The following is a 19,080-nucleotide window of genomic DNA, read 5'->3' as shown; positions in this document are numbered from 1 at the left end:
GCTTTTAAATATGGTCAGATCAGATGTGGGAAGGATTCTATGTCAGTTGTGTGTCACGCTCAGACCAAGAGGTTAGAACATAAGTATATTTTTAAAGCAAAAATAATAGTTTTACATCAGAAAAGCGCGATAAATCAACGTTTATAAATTGATTTATCACGCTTTTTAAGGTTTTTAAAGCCTCTCTGAATTTTATGTTATTACTTGTTAACGCCGCTTAATGGTGATACTTTTTCAGCCTTTCTACGTTTACGATATAATATCTCGAACACAATAGGCACGATGAACAAGGTCAAGAATGTGGAAGAGATAAGCCCCCCAAGTACAACAACGGCAAGGCCTTGTGAGATGACCATAGAGTTACCTATTCCAAGTACCATTGGTAGGATAGCAATCATTGTAGCGATTGCTGTCATAAGGATAGGTCTTAATCGAACAATACTTGCTGCTAGAAGTGACGCTCTTACGGATTCACCACTTTCCATTTGCTGTCCTACTCGATCTAATAGAACGATAGCATTTGAGACGACGATTCCTATAAGCATTAAGAAACCGATCATACCATTAAGTGACAGAGGCTGTTTGGCAATATACATGGCAACAAGTGATCCAATAACAGAGAATGGAATAGAGAAAAGAATAGCAAATGGAACCTTTCCTCCACCAAATGTTAAGACGAGAACCATATACACGACAGCTATTGCAACGATTATAGCAACTCCCATGTCCATAAGCATTTCATTAATTTGTTCATTTGACCCACCTAGGGAATAGGATGCACCTTCTGGAAGCTTCAGAGATTGTATAGTTTCTTTCACTTTCTTATTTACTGCGGACTTATTATCTCCAACAATGCTAGCAGTTACAGAAGCATATTCTTGACCATTTAGTCGTTGTAGAGACCCAGGTTGGTCTACTTTGGTTACTTTTGCAACCTCTTTGATTTGAATAGGCGTTCCTGCTGGAGTTAGCATCTGTAAGTTGGAGATTTCCTCAATATTATGAATACCCTTCGAATCAGCTAACTGCATAAATACAGGTGTTTCATCCTGGTCACTCAGTAATGTTGCTATTTTTTGCTCAGTAAAAAATGGACGAAGGATGTATCCGATTTGAGCTGATGTCAGTTCATGAGTAGTGGCTATGTCATGATTAACAATGACTTCGACCCCTTCAATTCCTTCTTGTAGGTTATTTGTTACATTTTCAGTGCCATCAATTTTGGCGATTGCTGCTGTCAATTGTGCAGCGGCTCGTTCAATGACATCTCGGTTTGGTCCATTGACTGTCACTCTAATATCAGGACCACCTGGTGTCATAACGATACGATAGACGTCAAGTAGTTTATTTTTCTCTTTTGGTTGTAATTCGTTTTTCTTATCTTTGATAAATTGTTCAATGTTCGTATCGCTTGATAATGTAATCATCCAGGTTGCAGCATTGTTTACAGACGCTGTTTTGGATTGACCGCTAGGACTTCCCACAATAAGCTGTGCATTCTCCACTCGGTGATCTTGTCTTAATTTCTGGTCTATTTCCTCAGCAGCATGTTGTACCTCTAACAGGTCAGTTCCACGAGGTAAAGTAAGTTGCATAGCTACAGCCTTATCTTCACCCTCAGGTAAAAAGTTAAAACCTATAAAAGCAACAATAGGTAAAGAACCTAAGAACAAGATGAGAGAGATGATAATCACAGATAATTTATGATTTAAAGACCAATTGAGTGCCTTTTGATAGCTTAATGCTAATTTTGATGGTGCTGCATGATGACTGATTGTCTTTGATTTACGCATAAGATAATAGGCTAATACTGGTACTACAGTAATAGAAACAAATAGAGATGCGAGTAAACAAATAACGACCGTCGTAGCAAATGGACCAAATACAATACCTATTGACCCATTAAGCATAGCAAGGGGGGCAAAGACAGCAATGGATGCAATTGTAGAAGATACAATTGCCTTAGATACTTCTTTTACTGCATTGTTTAAAAACTGAATACTCATTTTCTCTGTTTGGTTACGACGAATAATATTTTCAATAACAACAATCGAATCATCAACCACACGACCAGTAGCTACAACAATACCTGCAAGAGTCATAATGTTAAGTGGGATTCCTAATTGTAGCATGCAGATTAAAGTAATTAAAAACGACAACGGAATCGAAATAATCGAAATGAATGTTGCACGGAAGTTCCTAAGGAAGAATAAGATAATAAGGGATGCAAATAATGCCCCTAATGCTCCTTCACGAACTAATCCAGAAATGGAACTCTTAATATCATTCGCTGTATCATAAATGACGTGAAACTCCACTTTATCTGAATGGTTGCGTAGTTCTTTTTGGACTAACTCACTTACTTTTACCGTGTTTGAACCTTCAGATTTTAGAATATTAAATGTTACAGAAGGTTTTCCGTTTATACTTGTGATAGTTTCGGAAGAATTAGAATATTCTAAAGTGGCAATGTCTTTCAGTCGAACTTCAGGTTCAGTTCGTAGAGAAAGATTACTTAATTTTTCTTTTGAATGAAGAGAACCATTTAATGTAACTGTTTCATTTTTCTTATCTAATGTGACGGTACCTAATGGTCCATTTAAGTTTTGTTCTTCAATCATTTTTGTTACTTGCTGATAGCTTACTTGTTTTTCCATTAATTTATTAGGATCGACTTGAATCATAAGCTTGTTTGTCTTTTGTCCAAGAACTTGTATGTTATGTACCCCTTGAAGCTGTCTCACTGCAGGAATAATGGTATCTGTAAGTTCTTTTTGGAATTCAGCCTCACTGACCCCATCTTTAGCACTTAATGCACTATATAAAATAGGATTACTTTCTGCTGAATTCTTATGAACACGCTTAAACAATATATCGTTTGGAAGGTTTACCGAATTGACAGCTTCCTCTACTTTGGACTTTTTGGCATCTAGATCCTCTTCTGAGTCAAATTCTACTCGAATAAAAGTGAGTGCATCAGAAGTTGTTGAGGACATGTCTATAACTCCTTCAACACTTTGAATAGCACTTTCAAGTGGAGCCGTTACCTGTGCTAATGCCTCTTTAGCTGATGCGCCAGGGTACACGACATTAACATAGACAACAGGTGCGGAAGTATCAGGCATGGCTTCCAGGTTTAATTTTGTACTTGAATAGACCCCTCCAAATAAAAGAAGAAAAATTAAAATGAAAATTGCAAGGGGATTTTTAAGGGAAAAGCTAGTCAGTTTGCTCATCATAAAACGTCATCTCCTAACTGTTAGTACTTTATTGTTTTAGTATCTTGTATTCCAAGGTTCTAATGCTATAATAAATTATATTGGAAAAAAATACAATATATTTACAGTAATTTGGTACAGAAAAACCTATTTTTGTTAAAATTTGTTGACAAATTCCATTTATTATTACTAACATTATTAAAAGAACGAGGTGAACTATCAATAAATTATGGAAAATATCCAATTGAAGAAAGGTGTTCTTGAATTATGTGTACTAATGCTAGTGAGGAAAAAGGATCACTACGGTTATGAACTAGTGATGAGTATTTCTAAATATTTTGAAATATCAGAAGGGAGTATCTACCCTCTTCTCCATAGAATGACAAAGGAAACCTTGTTCACTACATATTTATTGGAGTCAAAAGCAGGTCCTCCTCGAAAATATTATAAGATAACGGAAAAAGGTGTACAGAAGCTTGAAAAGTTAGTAGATGAGTGGAAACTCTTTGTTTCTAGTGTTCAAGATATTTTAGATGATTGGGGTGACGAGAATAGCAGTGAGAAATGACTTTATTAACCAATTGAGTAGTAATCTAAAGAACATGATTCAACAAGAAGAACTAGAAGAAATATTAGAATCATATCGGATGCATATTGATTCAGCACTTGAAGAAGGTAGAGATGAATTGGACGTTTTAAATGAATTAGGAGATCCGAAAGAAATAGTCATGGAAGTCCGAGCACAATTCATGTTCGATCAAGAGATTAAAGAGCCAAGGATGAAAAATTTAATGAAAGTTTTATTTCTTTTTGGAAGTCTTAGTTTATTTAATCTTATTTTAATGTTAGTTCCTTTTCTACTATTAGTAGGTTTTGTAGTTCTACTATATGGATTGTTGGGTGCCTTCATTGCATCTCCAATCATCTTTCTACTATTAGATGGGATACCACAAGGAGTTGCAGAGTGGTTAAATATTTTAACAGGAATTCTCTTTAGTGTCATTGGTCTTCTTCTATTAAGGAGAGTGGTTCAGTTTACAAAATGGTTGTACGTACTTGTTCTAAAATATATACGCTACAACACACATTTATTGAAAGGGAGAGTATGAGAAAATGAATAAGAAGAAAAAAAGGTGGGTGGTTTTTATGTCAGTTCTATTTACTACTTTGGTATTGAATACAGCGTGTAATGCTAAAGTGACAGGTAATAGTGTAAACCTTGAGGGTCAATTTGATGGAAAAGCAATCGATAATATTTCAGTTTATTCACCTACAGCCAAGGTCTTTCTTGAAAAATCTAAGGATGATAGCATTCATGTTAAATTAAGCGGTACATTTAGTGGTAGTAAAGAAGAAGAAGATAAATTAATATCTACTATGGTAAATGGTTCAGAACTAATTGTTAAGGTTGAGAATGCAGGAAGTAGGCTTTGGAAGCAAAATAAATTACAATTAGATATTCAAGTGCCTGATAAGGACTACGAAAAATTTGTAATAGAAACATCTAGTGGAGATATCAAGATGGACAAGCATACCGTCAATATATTGGATTTAGAAGCATCCTCTGGAGATATTGAAGTTCCTAGTTTTCATGGTTTAGAATTTAAAATAAAAACAGACTCAGGCAACATTGATGCAAAACATTTAATGGGTAAAGGCGATGTCAAGGCATCATCAGGTGATGTAAAAATTTCCCTTGATGATTTTTCAGAATCTGTATCGGTAGAAACAAGCTCAGGAGATGCGAAAGTGTATGTTCCTGAAAATGCAGCCTTTCATATAGAAGCTAAGACAAAATGGAAAAAAGCATCAATTAATCTGCCTGTTACCATCGTAAAGAACGAAGATGAAAAGGTTATTGTCGGTAAGGTAAATAATGCTGAAACAGCTCCGACATTACATATCAAAACATCTTCAGGTAAATTCTTACTTGATAAAAGTAGTAAGTAAAGGAGGAGGAGAATATTCGGATGAGAGAATTAATAAATAATAAACCAAAGCTAATATGTATACCCTATGCTGGGGGAACAGCCACTTCTTATCAACAGCTTAGTACATGTTTGGGAGAGCAGTGGGAGATTGTAGTTACTGATCCTCCAGGGCATGGTTCAAATACAATGCCACTAATAGATAATCTAGAATCTTTAGTATCTTATTATCTCGAACTCTATCAAGAACATTTTACCTCTTCATTTGCTTTATTTGGGTATAGTATGGGGGGGAAGATTGTCCATCGAATGGCACAAGAATTAGAGGAAAGGGATGTTCATCCTCTAGCTGTGTTTATATCAAGTATGTACTCTCCAAATATTGTTCCACAGAGACTTGCACATTTGGAGAAAAACTTGTTTTTGAAACACTTATTATCACTTGGGGGCATTCAAAAGGAATTGCTAGAACACGAGGAATTTGTAAACTATTTCTTACCTATTATAAGAGCAGATTTTAAGGCGGTTGAAGAACATCTTTATGAGAATAAACATATTTTAAATACACCTATGCATGTTTTTGTTGGTTTACAAGATGAAAGAGCAACCCCTGATTCTGTACATGACTGGACAAAATGGGCACATCAAATAAGCTTCAGCTATTTTGATGCGGGACATATGTTTTTATCTGAATATGCTGATTTAATTGCTAAAAAGGTCAATGATGTTTGTGCTTTGAAGAGTGATAAGGTCGCTATTAATTGAAGGGCAACTGGTGAAGGAATCGTAAGGTTGAAGCCTTGTGTTAATGAATCAGGTAATAAAAAAATCACTTTAAACGATTCAACAGGAAACTAAATAGCTAATATTTCATGGAAGTAACAATTCAAGTAGTTGTGAAACAAGAAGAAGACGTAAACGCGTCCATGGAACAAATGTCTGCAGGTACCCAATTCATCAGAGGAGTGGCAAGAATAGCTACATGAAGCATCTGTCTCTTCGCAGGTATCAACATCTGCTGAAGAATAACAAGGAATAAAAGTAATGCATCCTCTCTCAAGGATTAGGAATCAAAAAGTATCCGCTGAGAGGATGATTTTTTTTGGAAGAGCTATTTATTGGTATTTTATACATAAACCATATGTGCTCAGGAGTACCTTATAGGTACACAAATACGTAATACGGTGTTATATATTATACTCGTCCTGAAATCTCTACTTTTGGGAGCTATGCGAACAACGGATTCATCAGAAAAATTCATGCCTGGAGAACCTTTTAGCGCACCCAATGAGCGAATCAGATTGATATAGGGGATATAAAAAAGTACTAATGGAGGGTGACTATGAAAATATTTCTTTTGGAATTACCGGAACATTTAGAAGTTGATGCTGAAAGTTTTTTTGTGAGATATATAGATAAAAAAAAAAGAACAATTAAATAAATTCTTTTATAAAGAAGACAAGTACCGATCGATATTAAGTGATGTTCTAGTTCGATATATATGTTTAAAGGAGCTTAAAATAAGGATTAGTGAGCTAGAATTTGAAAAAAATCTATATGGGAAACCTTATCTAAAGAACAATAGTGACTTTCACTTCAATATTTCTCATTCTGGCAAGTGGATTGTTTGTGCTGTTGGAAGTACCTCTTTAGGAGTAGATATTGAAGAAATAAAAGAAATTGACTTGGGTATAACTAAATTTTTTTCAGAATGGGAAAATAACTATATACATGATGGAAATGACATTGAGAAATGGGAAAGGTTTTTTGATATTTGGACTCTTAAAGAAAGTTATATTAAAGCGGTTGGAAAAGGTATGAGTATTAACTTAGACTCATTTACAATAATGTACGATGGTATAATACCGAGATTAATTAGCAGTGTTTCCGAACAGGAAAAATATTATTTTAAACAATACAACATATCGATTGCTTATAAGTTAAGTGTGTGTTCATTGAGTAATAAGTTTCCTAGAGAAATAGAGTATATCGACACCTCACAAATCTTTATGTATCTTAAAAACGTTGAAGGTTAAAATCGATTGCTTTAGTGATTACATACTTCGCTATTGTTTAATATTGTGTTAGTAACAATCTGAGTTTATTTTTTAATCTGGCAACATAGTCTGTTCAATCTAATAACAGAAACATAAAACTTCATTAAATAGTAAACTCTTAATCTCTCTTGCATCAGCAGTAAAAGTAGCTCCAGTATTTTTGTAACGAAATAGGTTGCCTCATTTACAAAAAAATTGCTTCCTTTAAGGGGAGGCGGTTGAAGTAATAATTGTTTGTCAAGTTAGCGATGTAACAGTTGTCCAACAGATAAAGGCAACTCATAATGAGCAACCGACATTTTTTGTCTATGATAAATATCCTGGTGGCATAGGCTTAAGTGAAAAGGTATATGATTTATGGGAAGATTTATTAACTAGGACATTGGAGCATGTAGCAGGCTGTGCTTGTGAATCAGGTTGCCCATCATGTATAGGGACTCAAGATACCTTTGAACAAGCGAAGAAAAAGTAATAGAGTTACTTTGAATTTTAAATTAGAGATAAAAGAGGGCATGAGAGGAAAAAAGTCTAGCACTATTCCTTCAAGCCCTCTCCCAGTTTACGAGCTTGGAAGGATGCTTTAACGCAACTGGTTTATAAAAAAATACAGAGCAGCACCACGTAAAATGATGTTGCCCAATACAATTCAACCTAATTACTTTGTTGTAATATATACAGCGCCATCAAACGTAATACCTGCACCTAGTGCTTCGCTTACAAAACGTAAAGGCACCATAGTTGTTCCTTTATAAATTTCAGCTGCATGATTTAAATTAATTGTAGTTGTAACGCCGTTTGAATTAACGTAAGCTTTTTTATTTCCAATGCCAATGACAATTTTTTTATTATCTTTGTGTGCCGTCACTTTTTTTGTTGCGTTGTCATAAGTAACAGTTGCCCCAAGTGATACAAAAATAGCTTTCATAGGAACTAAAGTTGTTCCGTTTTTAATATAAGCACTTGGGTTGTAATATTGCTTAACGTTATTGATATATACATCTACCGTTGTAAGCACTGGTTCTGGTGTGCTTTGATATGTTGGTTTTTTCTGATTTATATTGGTAGAAGGCACTGGCTCGTTGGCTTTATTATGATAATGATAACCTGAGCAAAGACCTTTTTCTTTAGACTTATCAGAACAGTTATGACCACCATTACTATCAAGACGACCCGGGTGTGCATCAGCCGTTAAGGATGTCGCCATAAACAAAGACAACACTGTAATAAATAAAACTAATTTTTTCATAAATATCCTCCTATTAATAAAATATGTAATTATTATACTGTTAAATGGGTTATATTTACAATATTTTACTACGAATATTAGTTTTCATATGGAAGAAATCTATTAAGCGATGATCTAATCAAAGTTAACGTACTCGTATTTGATAAAAGAAAATAGACAACAATAATATTACAGAAGATTTTGGCGTATATGTATCATTTAAAATGACGGCACAGTATGGTATAAATCTGAAAACCTCTTTAATTTCCCCATTTCTTATTTATTTTTTCTTTTCCTATGCATGTGTGCAGATAATTTGAATATCTTGTTTTTATGTTCCTTAATCCGGTTGTGCTAATTAAGTGTCAATTTCGTGAGTATTAGTGACAATTTCACTATTTTCAATTATTCATTGTATTCTAAAACATCCTAACTGTACCGTATAATCACATCATCCACTTGGTTTCATATGTATAGCCATTTAAATCTACACGCGGAAAGCTGCTATGAAACGAAAGAAAAGTGATAAGAACACTCGTCTAGCCTTACTACTTTTACCTTCTTTTTGTGCAGAAGCTAAAAGATGAGTTATGATTGCAATAAGTGAAGAAAAAATACTATAAGTTAAAGCAATATAAAATGCAGAAAATGAGTGAATGTAATGTCTTACGAAAATAAAATTTTACAAATGAAAAAAATGCTCGGTAAAAAAACGACAACAACTATAAAAAAAGAGGCTAAAACTGCTTTTCAAAAACCTGTATCTCCAAGCTATACAGAGCAGTGGGAAAAAGCGGGACTGACAGTTGTAGAAAATGAATTCGGTATTGTATTTAAACGGCAAGTACGTTATCCATTTAGTTATCAGCACGGTCATTATAAATTGCAGTCATTTTTTGATGCGTTAGTAAAATGGAAAGAGGCAAAGTTCGAACATCCATATGCGTTAGAAATAAATGAAAAAGTATTGTTTTTTGATACGGAAACGACTGGCTTAAAGGGTGTAGGCACACAAATTTTTCTACTAGGTTTTTTAGAAGTGTCAGAGGAAGATGAAAGTTTTATTTTAACTCAATATCTTTTAGCGGATCCTGCTCATGAAGCAGCGTTACTTTTTGAATCAAAGCTTTGGCAAAAAACTGCGACGGTTATTACTTACAATGGAAAAAGCTTTGACTGGCCACAACTTGAAACACGTTGGACGCTCCACCAAAAAGAATTACCTAAGCTACGTACACAACGTCAAATCGATTTATTGCATAGTTCGAAGCGTTTATGGAAAAATGATATGGAACGAATGAAATTAAAATCTGTGGAAGAAGAGAAGCTTGGTTTTTCCCGCATTGGAGATATACCTGGATATCTTGCACCTATAATATATTTAGATGCCATTAAAAGCGGTGTTCCAGATGCACTGATGAAAGTCCTTCTTCATAATGAATGGGATTTACTTTCACTGATTACGCTTTATGTCCATTCTACAAATTTGCTATTTGAAGGGACAAGCGAAGAATCGGCCAAAACGTTTACAAATATCGGTAAGTGGTATGCCGATTTAAAAGAGAGTTCGCAGAGTGTAAAGGTTTTAGAGAAAGTTACGACCCAATTTGATGCACTTGAAGCGGGAAATGCACAATATTATTTGGCCATACAGCATAAAAGAAATAAAAAGTTTAGTGAAGCAATCGATGCATTTGTGGCTTCTCTACATTTTGTTGATCAACGAAAAAAGTTGCACGTATTAGAACAGCTAGCTATGATATATGAGCATCAAATGAAAGATTATGACCAAGCCCTTTATTATACGCAAGAGGGTATAAATTTAATAAAGAAGAATGAGCAATGGAGAGTAGATCAAAAGCAAAAATGGGGAATTTCTTGGGAGAAGAGGTTGCTCAGGTTAGGAAATAAGAAATAATTTCCTGGGTAAGCGCAAGAAACGACAAGTTTTGCCTTACATTTGATGTTTTCAGACGATATAATGTGATGAAGTATGCTATAATTAAACGACGTAGTGTGAGGAAGGGCGATGTGAATGGATATTAAATTAACGTCAAAAATGATCCTTGAAAAGGAATTTAAGAAAAACTTTAAAGGCTACAATGTAGAAGAAGTCGATTCATTTCTTGATGAGATAATACAAGACTATGAAACGTTCGAAAAAGTGGTGGCCCAACTTCGTGAAGAAAATAAACAGTTAAAAGAAGAAATTGATAATACACCTAAGAGACAACCTGTCGCATCGACAGCTGGTACGACTAACTTTGATATTTTAAAACGTCTTTCTAATTTAGAGAAACACGTCTTTGGTAGTAAGTTGTACGAATAAATTTTTATCAATAATGTTGTATTTATCATAAAACTCTAGTATAATCTTTTTATCATCATGAAATTCTGGTAATCGCTGCGGCGCTAGACGTCGTAGAGGAAAGTCCATGCTCGCACGGTTCTGAGATGACCGTAGTGTTCGTGCTTACTGAAAAAATAAGGTAAGGCAGCTGTAAAAGCTGACGGCGGAAGGAAAACCTAAGTCTTTATGATATGGTTGAAACTTCCTGAAAGTGCCACAGTGACGTAGCTTGTTTGGAAACATGCAAGGTGGAACGAGGTAAACCCCACGAGTGAGAAACCCAAATTATGGTAGGGGCACTCTCTAAAAGGAATTGAACGGATAGAGGGACAGAGTTCGCTCTGTAGATAGATGATTACTACCCGGTCGTACGAGGCGATAGCTGTTTGAGTACTCGGGAACAAAACATGGCTTATGGAATTTTTTTGATGCTTATTATGAAATGACAAGCGCTCTCCAATTTGGTGGAGAGCTTTTCTTTTGACTATAGTAAGAAATAATTACTTGTGAAGCATGTCTAAACATGCGCGATATACGTTTGAGAATAAGGCTGTACACTGTTGGTCATGCCTCTGTCGCTACGATTCGAAACAAAAACATCTAGATCAATTATGTCTTGGCATAATTGTGTCCGGAATCGGCTTTGTGCTTAGGCCTGCACGAGGGCCGACACGATGTCGGTCATTTCGATAATGCCACAGGATGTGGCGTTTTTACCGATGCAGGTCAGTTAGCCGTTATCGCATGGATGCGATGATTTTAGGCTAACATCCCCTAAGAACTCCTTACCGATTCTGTGACATCCGCCGGAGGCTTTAGGCCAACATGAAGTTGGTCACTCAGTCGTTGCCACAGGACGTGGCGTTATTAGACTGAGTTCCTCTATTTCAGCGGTTGTTTGGACACACGCTGAAAAGTAGCTTAAATTGGCATACATCTCATCACCTATAGAGGTGGGAGACTTCTGTAACGGACGTTTCGCTACAGAAAATATTTGTAGCTGACGTTTCACTTTCGCTACGAACACATTTGCTGAAAGAAGTTAAACTGTTATCGCAACGATGTACATATTGTCTACATATGAGTAGACTGGCGCAAAAGCGCTTTTCTAAAAAATGAGGGTAGTATAGAGAGATAGGATGGAGCGGAATCATGAGCGGAGTGAACGATAGTCTGGAGAAGCTAAATTCGATTTCCAAATATCCTACTGCCTTATTGACAAAAATCTTCGAAAATGTATCTGAAGGGATTATGATCACGGATAAACATAAAAGAATAGAATTGGTTAATCCTGCATTTGAATTTGTAACTGGCTATAAACGTGATGAAGTGATGGGTAAAACACCAGCCGTTCTACAGTCAGGTGTACATGAATTACAATTTTATTTAGATATGTGGCAAATGATACGACAAGAAGGCACTTGGCAGGGGGAAATATGGAATCGTCGTAAAACCGGAGATGTATATCCAGAATGGTTAACAATTGTCGGTGTAGCTGACGATGAGGGTGAGATTACAAATTACTGTGGCATTTTCTCGGATTTGTCTGAAAGAAAGATCGTAGAAAATGAACTAGAAAAGCGTTTGTTAACGGACTCATTAACGGAAGTATCAAATCGATTTGCGTATATTGAAAGAATGGATAATTTATTAGAATCAACTTCTACTATCTCTCATTCAGTACAGCATGCAGTCTATTTTTTAGACTTAGATCGATTTAAACAAATTAATGATACGTTAGGTCATGCTGTTGGAGATACGATGCTAGTAGAAGTAGCAAAACGCTTAAAAACATTGTTGAAAAATAAAGATATCATCGCTAGATATGGCGGTGATGAGTTTATTATAACGTTGACAAACGTAAAAAGTGCTAAAGAAGCTGCAAATTTTGCTGAACAAATTATAGGTATTATTGAACAGCCTTTAGATATTAATGGCCAAGATATTTTTATTTCTACAAGTATTGGTATCAGTATGTATCCAATTGATGGTGAAACAACAGAGCAATTGATTCATTGTGCTGACAAGGCGATGACGTATTCCAAAAAGAATGGTCTTAACGACTATGCATTTTATTTTGATGAATTGAAGACGGACTCTCAGCGTGTTTTATTATTAGATTCGGAACTTCGGAGAGCCATTGAAAGCCGGGAATTTGAGCTGCACTTCCAACCTAAAATATCTATGGAAAATGAAAAGATACAAGGGGTAGAGGCACTTATTCGCTGGAAAAGTGAAAGTCTAGGATTTGTCTCTCCAGCAGAATTTATTCCTTATGCGGAGGAAACAGGATTAATCATACCTTTAAGCGAAGTAATTTTAGAAAAAGCCTGTGAAGCAGTTATAGAGATGCGTCAATCTGGCTATAAGACTCCAGTTGCCATCAATATTTCCAGCATTCACTTTAAGCAACAAAACTTTTTAGACTCTGTTCAAGCGATATTAGAGCGTTACAACACACCTGCTAACAATTTTGAAATCGAAGTTACAGAACGAACAGTGATGAACAGTGCAAATGAAACGGTTAGCAAGCTTGTGCGACTAAAGAAAATGGGCTTTAAAATTTCTATTGACGATTTTGGGACAGGCTATTCGTCTCTTAGTTATTTAGTTCGTTTTCCCCTCGATTATTTAAAAATCGATCGAAGTTTCATTCAGCATATTGGCTCACTCGATGAAAAACAAGCAGTAGTGGATGCGATTATTCAAATGTCGCATCGTTTAAAAATGAAAGTTGTTGCTGAAGGTGTAGAACAAGCACAACAAGTGGATATACTACGTAAAATGAACTGTGATATAATCCAAGGCTATTATTACAGTAAACCTTTACCACTTCATGAACTTATGGAGTTTCTGGAGTATTGGGAAATTGAACATCAAGGAAGGAATTAGTGTATGGCAAACTATAAATTAGTAGCAACTGCTGCAATGGGATTAGAGTCGATTGTGGCACAAGAGGTAAAGGCTCTAGGCTATGAAACAACAGTCGATAACGGTAAAGTGTATTTTGAAGGTGACGAGGCGGCCATTGCACGAACAAACTTATGGCTACGTGTAGCAGACCGAGTAAAAATTGTTGTAGGTCAGTTTCCTGCTAAATCTTTTGAACAATTGTTTGAAAGTGTAAAAGCGTTACCTTGGGAAAAATATTTACCCGTTGATGCAGCTTTCCCAGTATCGGGGAAGTCTGTAAAATCAAAATTATTTAGTGTACCAGATTGTCAGGCTATTACTAAAAAAGCAATAGTAGAGCGCATGAAACAGCATTATAAGCGTTTAGGATTTTTAGATGAATCTGGTGCAACTTATAAAATTGAAGTTTCAATCTTAAAAGATGTGGCTACACTTACTATTGATACATCGGGTGTTGGCTTGCATAAGCGTGGGTATCGTCAAGCACAGGGTGAAGCACCATTAAAAGAAACATTAGCAGCGGCACTCGTACAAATTTCAAAGTGGAATCCAAATCGACCATTCGTTGATCCATTTTGTGGTTCAGGCACAATTGCTTTAGAAGCAGCAATGCTTGGACAAAATATTGCACCAGGCTATAATCGTGAATTTATTTCAGAGGAATGGCCATGGATGAAGGCAAAAATTTGGGATGCAGTGCGAGATGAAGCTGATAGCTTAGCGAACTATGATCAACCATTAGAAATTTTTGGGTCAGATATCGATCATCGCATGGTGAGTATTGCACAAGAAAATGCACTAGAAGCGGGCTTTGGTGATATGATTAAGTTCAAGCAAATGCAAGCACGTGATTTTACAACACAGCTAACAGATGGTGTTATGATTGGTAATCCACCATATGGGGAGCGAATTGGGGACATTGAGATCGTGGAGCAGGTAATTCGTGATTTAGGAAAAGTCATGAAAAACTATCCGACTTGGTCTGTGTACATGTTATCCTCAATGAAAAACTTTGAGGAACTGTACGGTCATCAATCGACAAAGAAACGTAAATTATTCAATGGCTTTATTGAAACGAATTATTACCAGTTCTGGGGACAAAAGTCTAAAAGAGATTAACGAATGATAACGGAAGATAAGATTTTTTCTTATCTTCCGTTTCGTCGCGTATAATAGGACCAGATAGTTAGAGGGGGAGCGTCAATTGCGTAAATCTTTACCATTTGTATTAACGAAGGACCGCTCATTTTTTGAGTCATTAGGTGACTGGATGGGGGACGTCCTTTACGATGAATTACCTGAAAAGGGCTTTGAATGCCGTGATGAGCAAATCTTTATGGCTTATCAAATCGAGCAGGCTTTAAAAGAGAAAAACGTGCTTTTTGCAGAGGCAGGGGTAGGGACTGGTAAAACAATTGCCTATTTACTACCGGCTGTATCTTATGCACGCTATACTGGTAAACCAGCCCTTATCGCATGTGCTGATGAAACTTTAATTGACCAGTTAGTAAAAGAGGGCGGCGATATTTATAAGCTACAAAAAATGTTAGGTCTTGAAATCGATGTCCGCCTAGCAAAGTCACGTGACCAATATTTATGCTTAAAGCGTTTTGAGGAAGCTGAGAAAGTCGAAACTGATGAATGGATTGATGATATTTCGTTTTCTATACCTGATGGAGTGTATGCACAGGGCTCGATGATTGCAATACAACCCTATGGTGAACGAAGCGATTATCCAACAGTCAGTGATGAAGATTGGCAAAAAGTAAATTACAACTCGATTATGCAGTGTTCAGTATGTGACCTACGTAATCGATGTGGTCAAACATTACATCGTGCACATTATCGTAAATCAGCGGATCTCATTATTTGTTCACAAGACTTTTTGATGGAACATTTAGCTACAAAGGAGTCACGTGAACGTGAAGGGCAATTAGCTTTATTGCCGGATGTATCAATGATCGTGCTAGACGAAGGTCATTTATTAGAATATGCTGCACAAAAAGCAATGACGTATAAAGTACAGGCGACAACTATTGTTCAATTGTTAGAGCGTTTAATGGTAGATGGTGTGCGAGAACGTACATTATATGCGATGGAAAAATTACAAGATGACCATGAGCTATTTTTTGACCAACTGCGAGACGATCTAGTCGCTTCTGAAGAAGAGCGTAAACGTATTAACAAATCGCCAAATCTATTGAAATACGGGAAACAGCTTATTCAAGATGTCGAAACATTACTTGAGGAATTTGTTTTTGAATCTGAAATGTATATGATTCCGGAGTATGAATTAAATATGGCAGAGGAGTATTTAGAACAATACGAGGCTTCTTTACGTATTTTTATAGCACAGGGAGATGCAGTAGATTGGTTAGAGGAAACTGATGGGGAAGAAACGCTTGTCATTATGCCGCGTCTTATCACAGAAGTTTTAGCAGAAAAACTATTCTCTAAAAAACTTCCAATCATATTTTCTTCAGCAACTTTATCAGTGAAAAAAGATTTTTCATATATTGCCTATAGTTTAGGAATTCGTGATTATCAATCGTTTTCTGTTCCTTCTCCATTTGATTATGAAGAAGTTATGCGAATTTATTTACATGAACTTTCTCAAAAGGAGAAAACGTCGCGGGTTCAACAACTATTACGTGACGGTGAAAAAACTTTAATTTTATTTAAATCCAAACAAGCAATGTTAGATTTCAAAGCGGAACTACCTCTTATGGAACGAATGTATGTAGCGTTTGAAGGGGATCGTGAACTGTCAGGAATTGTTCGTGATTTCCAAGAAGGCACGATTAAAACATTATGCTCCTATCATTTATGGGAAGGTCTAGATTTGCCGGAGGAGGCATTAACACGGGTTATTATTTTTGATTTACCGTTCCCTCCACACGATCCATTATTTGATGCGAAACGTACATTTGCAGAAAATCCATATGAAGAAGTGGAATTACCATTTATGCAACTTCGTTTGCAGCAAGGAATGGGGCGTTTAATTCGTACTTCAAACGACCGCGGAGATATCCATATTTTAATGAATGAAGAAGAGGCAAAGCAGCGTGAAACATTTGAAGATATATTAGCTGTTACCCCAGAAATAAAGTAGAAAAAAGCGAGTTTGCACCTGTTGCATTCTCGCTTTTTTTATATATTAAAATAACTTTTTTATCGTGGGATAATGTTGGGTTTGAAAAAAGTGTTGAATATTTCTCTTTTAAGCTATATAGTTCTTTGTAATGCAATGAAATTTAATAAAATAAATTATTTTTTTTATTGAAAATAATTTTGCAAAAGGTTTATAATGATGACAAGAAATTTTAGAATAATCAAATTTAATATTTAATTATTCTGTGATAGGGGGCATGAACCTGTCGAACATTCAATCATTGTGTCGAAAATATACGAGCTTATCTGCAACAGATGTAGAGAAGTTAATAGAACTTGAAATTACATTATCGTATTACGCTGAGTTGACAGATTGTTATATGTTCATAGATTGTATGCTGGAAAACTTGCCACATGCAATTGTTGTGGCAGAGGCATTCCCAAAAACAGAAAGAGGCTTATACGAAAAATCTGTAATTGGCAAATTTGTCTTTGAAAGCTTTGAGCCAGCAGTATTTGCTGCTTTTAAAAATAAAGAAAAATCGTCAATGACTAGAGCAATCACTCAGGAAGGCATAACGGTTGAACAAAACGTTGTCCCTCTCTTTAATGACCAACAGCAAGTTATTGCTGTGTTAATCCAGGAAAAAAAGGTGGAAATGAAAACAACACCTAAAGATGATTTCAGGCAAATGCCTTTTGCATTAATTGAGCATATTGTTGAGCCGAACTCTCAACCGATTCCAGTTGTTTCTGATTTGCTAGTGGAATCGATTATTCTTACAAATCATGAAAACAAGGTCATCTATAGCAATCCTGCAGGCTACCGATTTATATTGGAGCTATCCGGACTTGAGCGTTTTGACAACGTTGCTTTGGATGAAATTTTACCTTTTTTACAGGAAATCTATGATAAAGGCGATGATGTCTTTTTCTTAGAAATTACGATTGATCGTAAATCCTTTATTGTAAAGAAAATTCCTATTCGTGATCAACATAATAAAGTGACACTTCTCATAATTCATGATCTTACAGAGCTTAAGCTGAAAGAAAATGAATTAATGATGAAAACATTCGCTATAAGAGAGATCCACCACAGAGTGAAAAATAATTTACAAACAGTTACGAGTCTATTGCGCTTGCAAATGCGAAATGACTTGTCAGCTTCCAGTGCGAGTGCTTTTCAAGAGGCATTAAATCGTATATATAGTATTTCATCTGTTTATGAACTTATTTTAGAAAATGAGGATAACGCTGAAGAGAAAGTAGATGTTATCGCGTTATCTAAAAAGATTGGTCATAAAATGGTTGGCACATTCAACACATCATCTATTCAATTAACCTTTCATCACGATAATATACAGTTATTTTGTCATTCTAAAAAAGCTGTTTCGCTCGCATTAATCATTTGTGAGCTACTGCAAAATGCACTGAAATATGCTTTTATTGGTCGTGAAGAGGGAACAATCGATATCCAATTTGAAAAAGATGCTTCTTCTATTTCACTTCATATTTCTGACAACGGCGTTGGAATGCAAGAGGTGAAGGCATCGTTTGGAATGGAGATTATAACGAGGCTTGTTGAACATGATTTAGCTGGCATATTTTCAATTATCCCTAGTGAACAAGGTACACATACTCAAATCCAGTTCCCTGTAAGTGAGGAGGTATTTATCCTAAATGACTAGGAAAGTTATGATTGTCGAAGATGAGTCCCTTATTGCAATTGATTTAAAGTTTATGTTAGAGGATAATGGCTACGAAGTGGTAGCACAAGCGAATAATGGAGAATCAGCAATTGAGTTGGCTTTTACACATAAGCCACAGTTAATCTTAATGGACATTAAAATGCCAAAGCTAGATGGTTTAAAGGCAAGTAAAATTATTGAACAGCAGCTCGGTATACCAGTGCTTTTTATATCAGCTTATAGTGAAAAAGAATTGTTACTGTACATGAAGCAGGATAATATTTTAGGCTATGTTATGAAACCGTTTTCTGAGAAGAATGTCCTTCCAGCGTTGGAAGTGGCATTTCACCAGATTGATAAGTTCAACCGTTTAAACGGGGAATTACTGCATAAACAGACAGAATTAGAAAAGCGAAAAATAATCGAACGAGCAAAAGGTTTGCTCATGAAGTCAGAGAACCTTAGTGAGGACGAAGCTTATAAAAAAATTCGAAGTGAAAGTATGCAGACTCAACAGGAAATGGCGCTTATTGCAAGGCGCATTATCAATACTTTACAAGTAAATATTTAAAGCAAAGACGCTTTAAAGA

The 19,080-nt window shown here is 35.8% G+C and carries 16 protein-coding genes and 1 other RNA gene; 14 read left to right on the top strand and 3 right to left on the bottom strand.

What is annotated here, in order from left to right; all coding sequences use genetic code 11:
• Positions 1-200 precede the first annotated feature (200 nt).
• A complete protein-coding gene (locus ABNX05_RS16680) occupies positions 201-3,239 on the bottom strand; it encodes an efflux RND transporter permease subunit (RefSeq protein WP_349660744.1) in 3,039 nt (1,012 codons plus the stop codon).
• A gap of 208 nt (positions 3,240-3,447) precedes the next feature.
• Here ABNX05_RS16680 and ABNX05_RS16675 point away from each other — a divergent pair, with 208 nt between their 5' ends.
• The 6 genes from ABNX05_RS16675 (at position 3,448) to ABNX05_RS16650 (ending at position 7,675) form a co-directional block, all read left to right on the top strand.
• Positions 3,448-3,786 carry a PadR family transcriptional regulator gene (locus tag ABNX05_RS16675; RefSeq protein WP_349660743.1) on the top strand — a complete coding sequence of 113 codons (339 nt, stop codon included), beginning with the start codon at positions 3,448-3,450 and terminating at the stop codon, positions 3,784-3,786.
• On the top strand, positions 3,776-4,327 hold the full coding sequence (locus ABNX05_RS16670; RefSeq protein ID WP_349660742.1) for an HAAS signaling domain-containing protein: 552 nt from the start codon (positions 3,776-3,778) through the stop codon (positions 4,325-4,327). The genes ABNX05_RS16675 and ABNX05_RS16670 overlap by 11 nt, the downstream gene beginning before the upstream one ends.
• A gap of 4 nt (positions 4,328-4,331) precedes the next feature.
• Positions 4,332-5,168 carry a DUF4097 family beta strand repeat-containing protein gene (locus tag ABNX05_RS16665; protein WP_349660741.1) on the top strand — a complete coding sequence of 279 codons (837 nt, stop codon included), beginning with the start codon at positions 4,332-4,334 and terminating at the stop codon, positions 5,166-5,168.
• Positions 5,169-5,188: 20 nt separating this feature from the next.
• Complete coding sequence (locus ABNX05_RS16660) at positions 5,189-5,911, top strand: thioesterase II family protein (RefSeq protein ID WP_349660740.1); 723 nt, start codon at positions 5,189-5,191, stop codon at positions 5,909-5,911.
• A gap of 650 nt (positions 5,912-6,561) precedes the next feature.
• Positions 6,562-7,182: a 4'-phosphopantetheinyl transferase family protein gene (locus ABNX05_RS16655; protein WP_349660823.1), complete on the top strand. Its 621-nt coding sequence runs from the start codon at positions 6,562-6,564 to the stop codon at positions 7,180-7,182.
• 247 nt (positions 7,183-7,429) lie between these two features.
• Positions 7,430-7,675, top strand: coding sequence for a Zn-binding domain-containing protein (locus ABNX05_RS16650; protein WP_349660822.1), 246 nt, complete (start codon positions 7,430-7,432; stop codon positions 7,673-7,675).
• Between the two features lie 183 nt (positions 7,676-7,858).
• Here the strand turns inward: ABNX05_RS16650 and ABNX05_RS16645 are convergent, their stop codons facing one another.
• Positions 7,859-8,449 carry a copper amine oxidase N-terminal domain-containing protein gene (locus tag ABNX05_RS16645; RefSeq protein ID WP_349660739.1) on the bottom strand — a complete coding sequence of 197 codons (591 nt, stop codon included), beginning with the start codon at positions 8,447-8,449 and terminating at the stop codon, positions 7,859-7,861.
• Positions 8,450-9,089: 640 nt separating this feature from the next.
• Between ABNX05_RS16645 and ABNX05_RS16640 the strand changes: the two genes are divergently transcribed.
• The 3 genes from ABNX05_RS16640 (at position 9,090) to rnpB (ending at position 11,198) form a co-directional block, all read left to right on the top strand.
• A complete protein-coding gene (locus tag ABNX05_RS16640) occupies positions 9,090-10,346 on the top strand; it encodes a ribonuclease H-like domain-containing protein (RefSeq protein ID WP_349660738.1) in 1,257 nt (418 codons plus the stop codon).
• 117 nt (positions 10,347-10,463) lie between these two features.
• Positions 10,464-10,757, top strand: coding sequence for a cell division regulator GpsB (gene gpsB, locus ABNX05_RS16635; RefSeq protein WP_323646594.1), 294 nt, complete (start codon positions 10,464-10,466; stop codon positions 10,755-10,757).
• Positions 10,758-10,817: 60 nt separating this feature from the next.
• Positions 10,818-11,198, top strand: an RNA gene (gene rnpB / locus ABNX05_RS16630) — RNase P RNA component class B.
• 415 nt (positions 11,199-11,613) lie between these two features.
• Here the strand turns inward: rnpB and ABNX05_RS16625 are convergent.
• A complete protein-coding gene (locus tag ABNX05_RS16625; RefSeq protein ID WP_349660737.1) occupies positions 11,614-11,805 on the bottom strand; it encodes a hypothetical protein in 192 nt (63 codons plus the stop codon).
• A 125-nt stretch (positions 11,806-11,930) separates the two neighbouring features.
• Here ABNX05_RS16625 and ABNX05_RS16620 point away from each other — a divergent pair, with 125 nt between their 5' ends.
• From ABNX05_RS16620 to ABNX05_RS16600, 5 genes are all read left to right on the top strand, one after another.
• Entirely contained in the window at positions 11,931-13,670 is a 1,740-nt protein-coding gene (locus ABNX05_RS16620; RefSeq protein ID WP_349660736.1) for a putative bifunctional diguanylate cyclase/phosphodiesterase, read from the top strand.
• A gap of 3 nt (positions 13,671-13,673) precedes the next feature.
• Positions 13,674-14,810, top strand: coding sequence for a THUMP domain-containing class I SAM-dependent RNA methyltransferase (locus ABNX05_RS16615; protein ID WP_349660735.1), 1,137 nt, complete (start codon positions 13,674-13,676; stop codon positions 14,808-14,810).
• Between the two features lie 85 nt (positions 14,811-14,895).
• Positions 14,896-16,803: an ATP-dependent DNA helicase gene (locus ABNX05_RS16610; protein WP_349660734.1), complete on the top strand. Its 1,908-nt coding sequence runs from the start codon at positions 14,896-14,898 to the stop codon at positions 16,801-16,803.
• A 256-nt stretch (positions 16,804-17,059) separates the two neighbouring features.
• Complete coding sequence (locus ABNX05_RS16605; RefSeq protein ID WP_349660733.1) at positions 17,060-18,490, top strand: sensor histidine kinase; 1,431 nt, start codon at positions 17,060-17,062, stop codon at positions 18,488-18,490.
• Complete coding sequence (locus tag ABNX05_RS16600) at positions 18,483-19,061, top strand: ANTAR domain-containing response regulator (protein WP_349660732.1); 579 nt, start codon at positions 18,483-18,485, stop codon at positions 19,059-19,061. The genes ABNX05_RS16605 and ABNX05_RS16600 overlap by 8 nt, the downstream gene beginning before the upstream one ends.
• Positions 19,062-19,080: the final 19 nt, after the last annotated feature.

Source organism: Lysinibacillus zambalensis (assembly GCF_040183165.1).
GTDB classification, from domain to species: domain Bacteria; phylum Bacillota; class Bacilli; order Bacillales_A; family Planococcaceae; genus Lysinibacillus; species Lysinibacillus zambalensis.
Note: the sequence above shows the minus strand (reverse complement) of the source record. Positions and strands in the feature narration are given on the sequence as shown.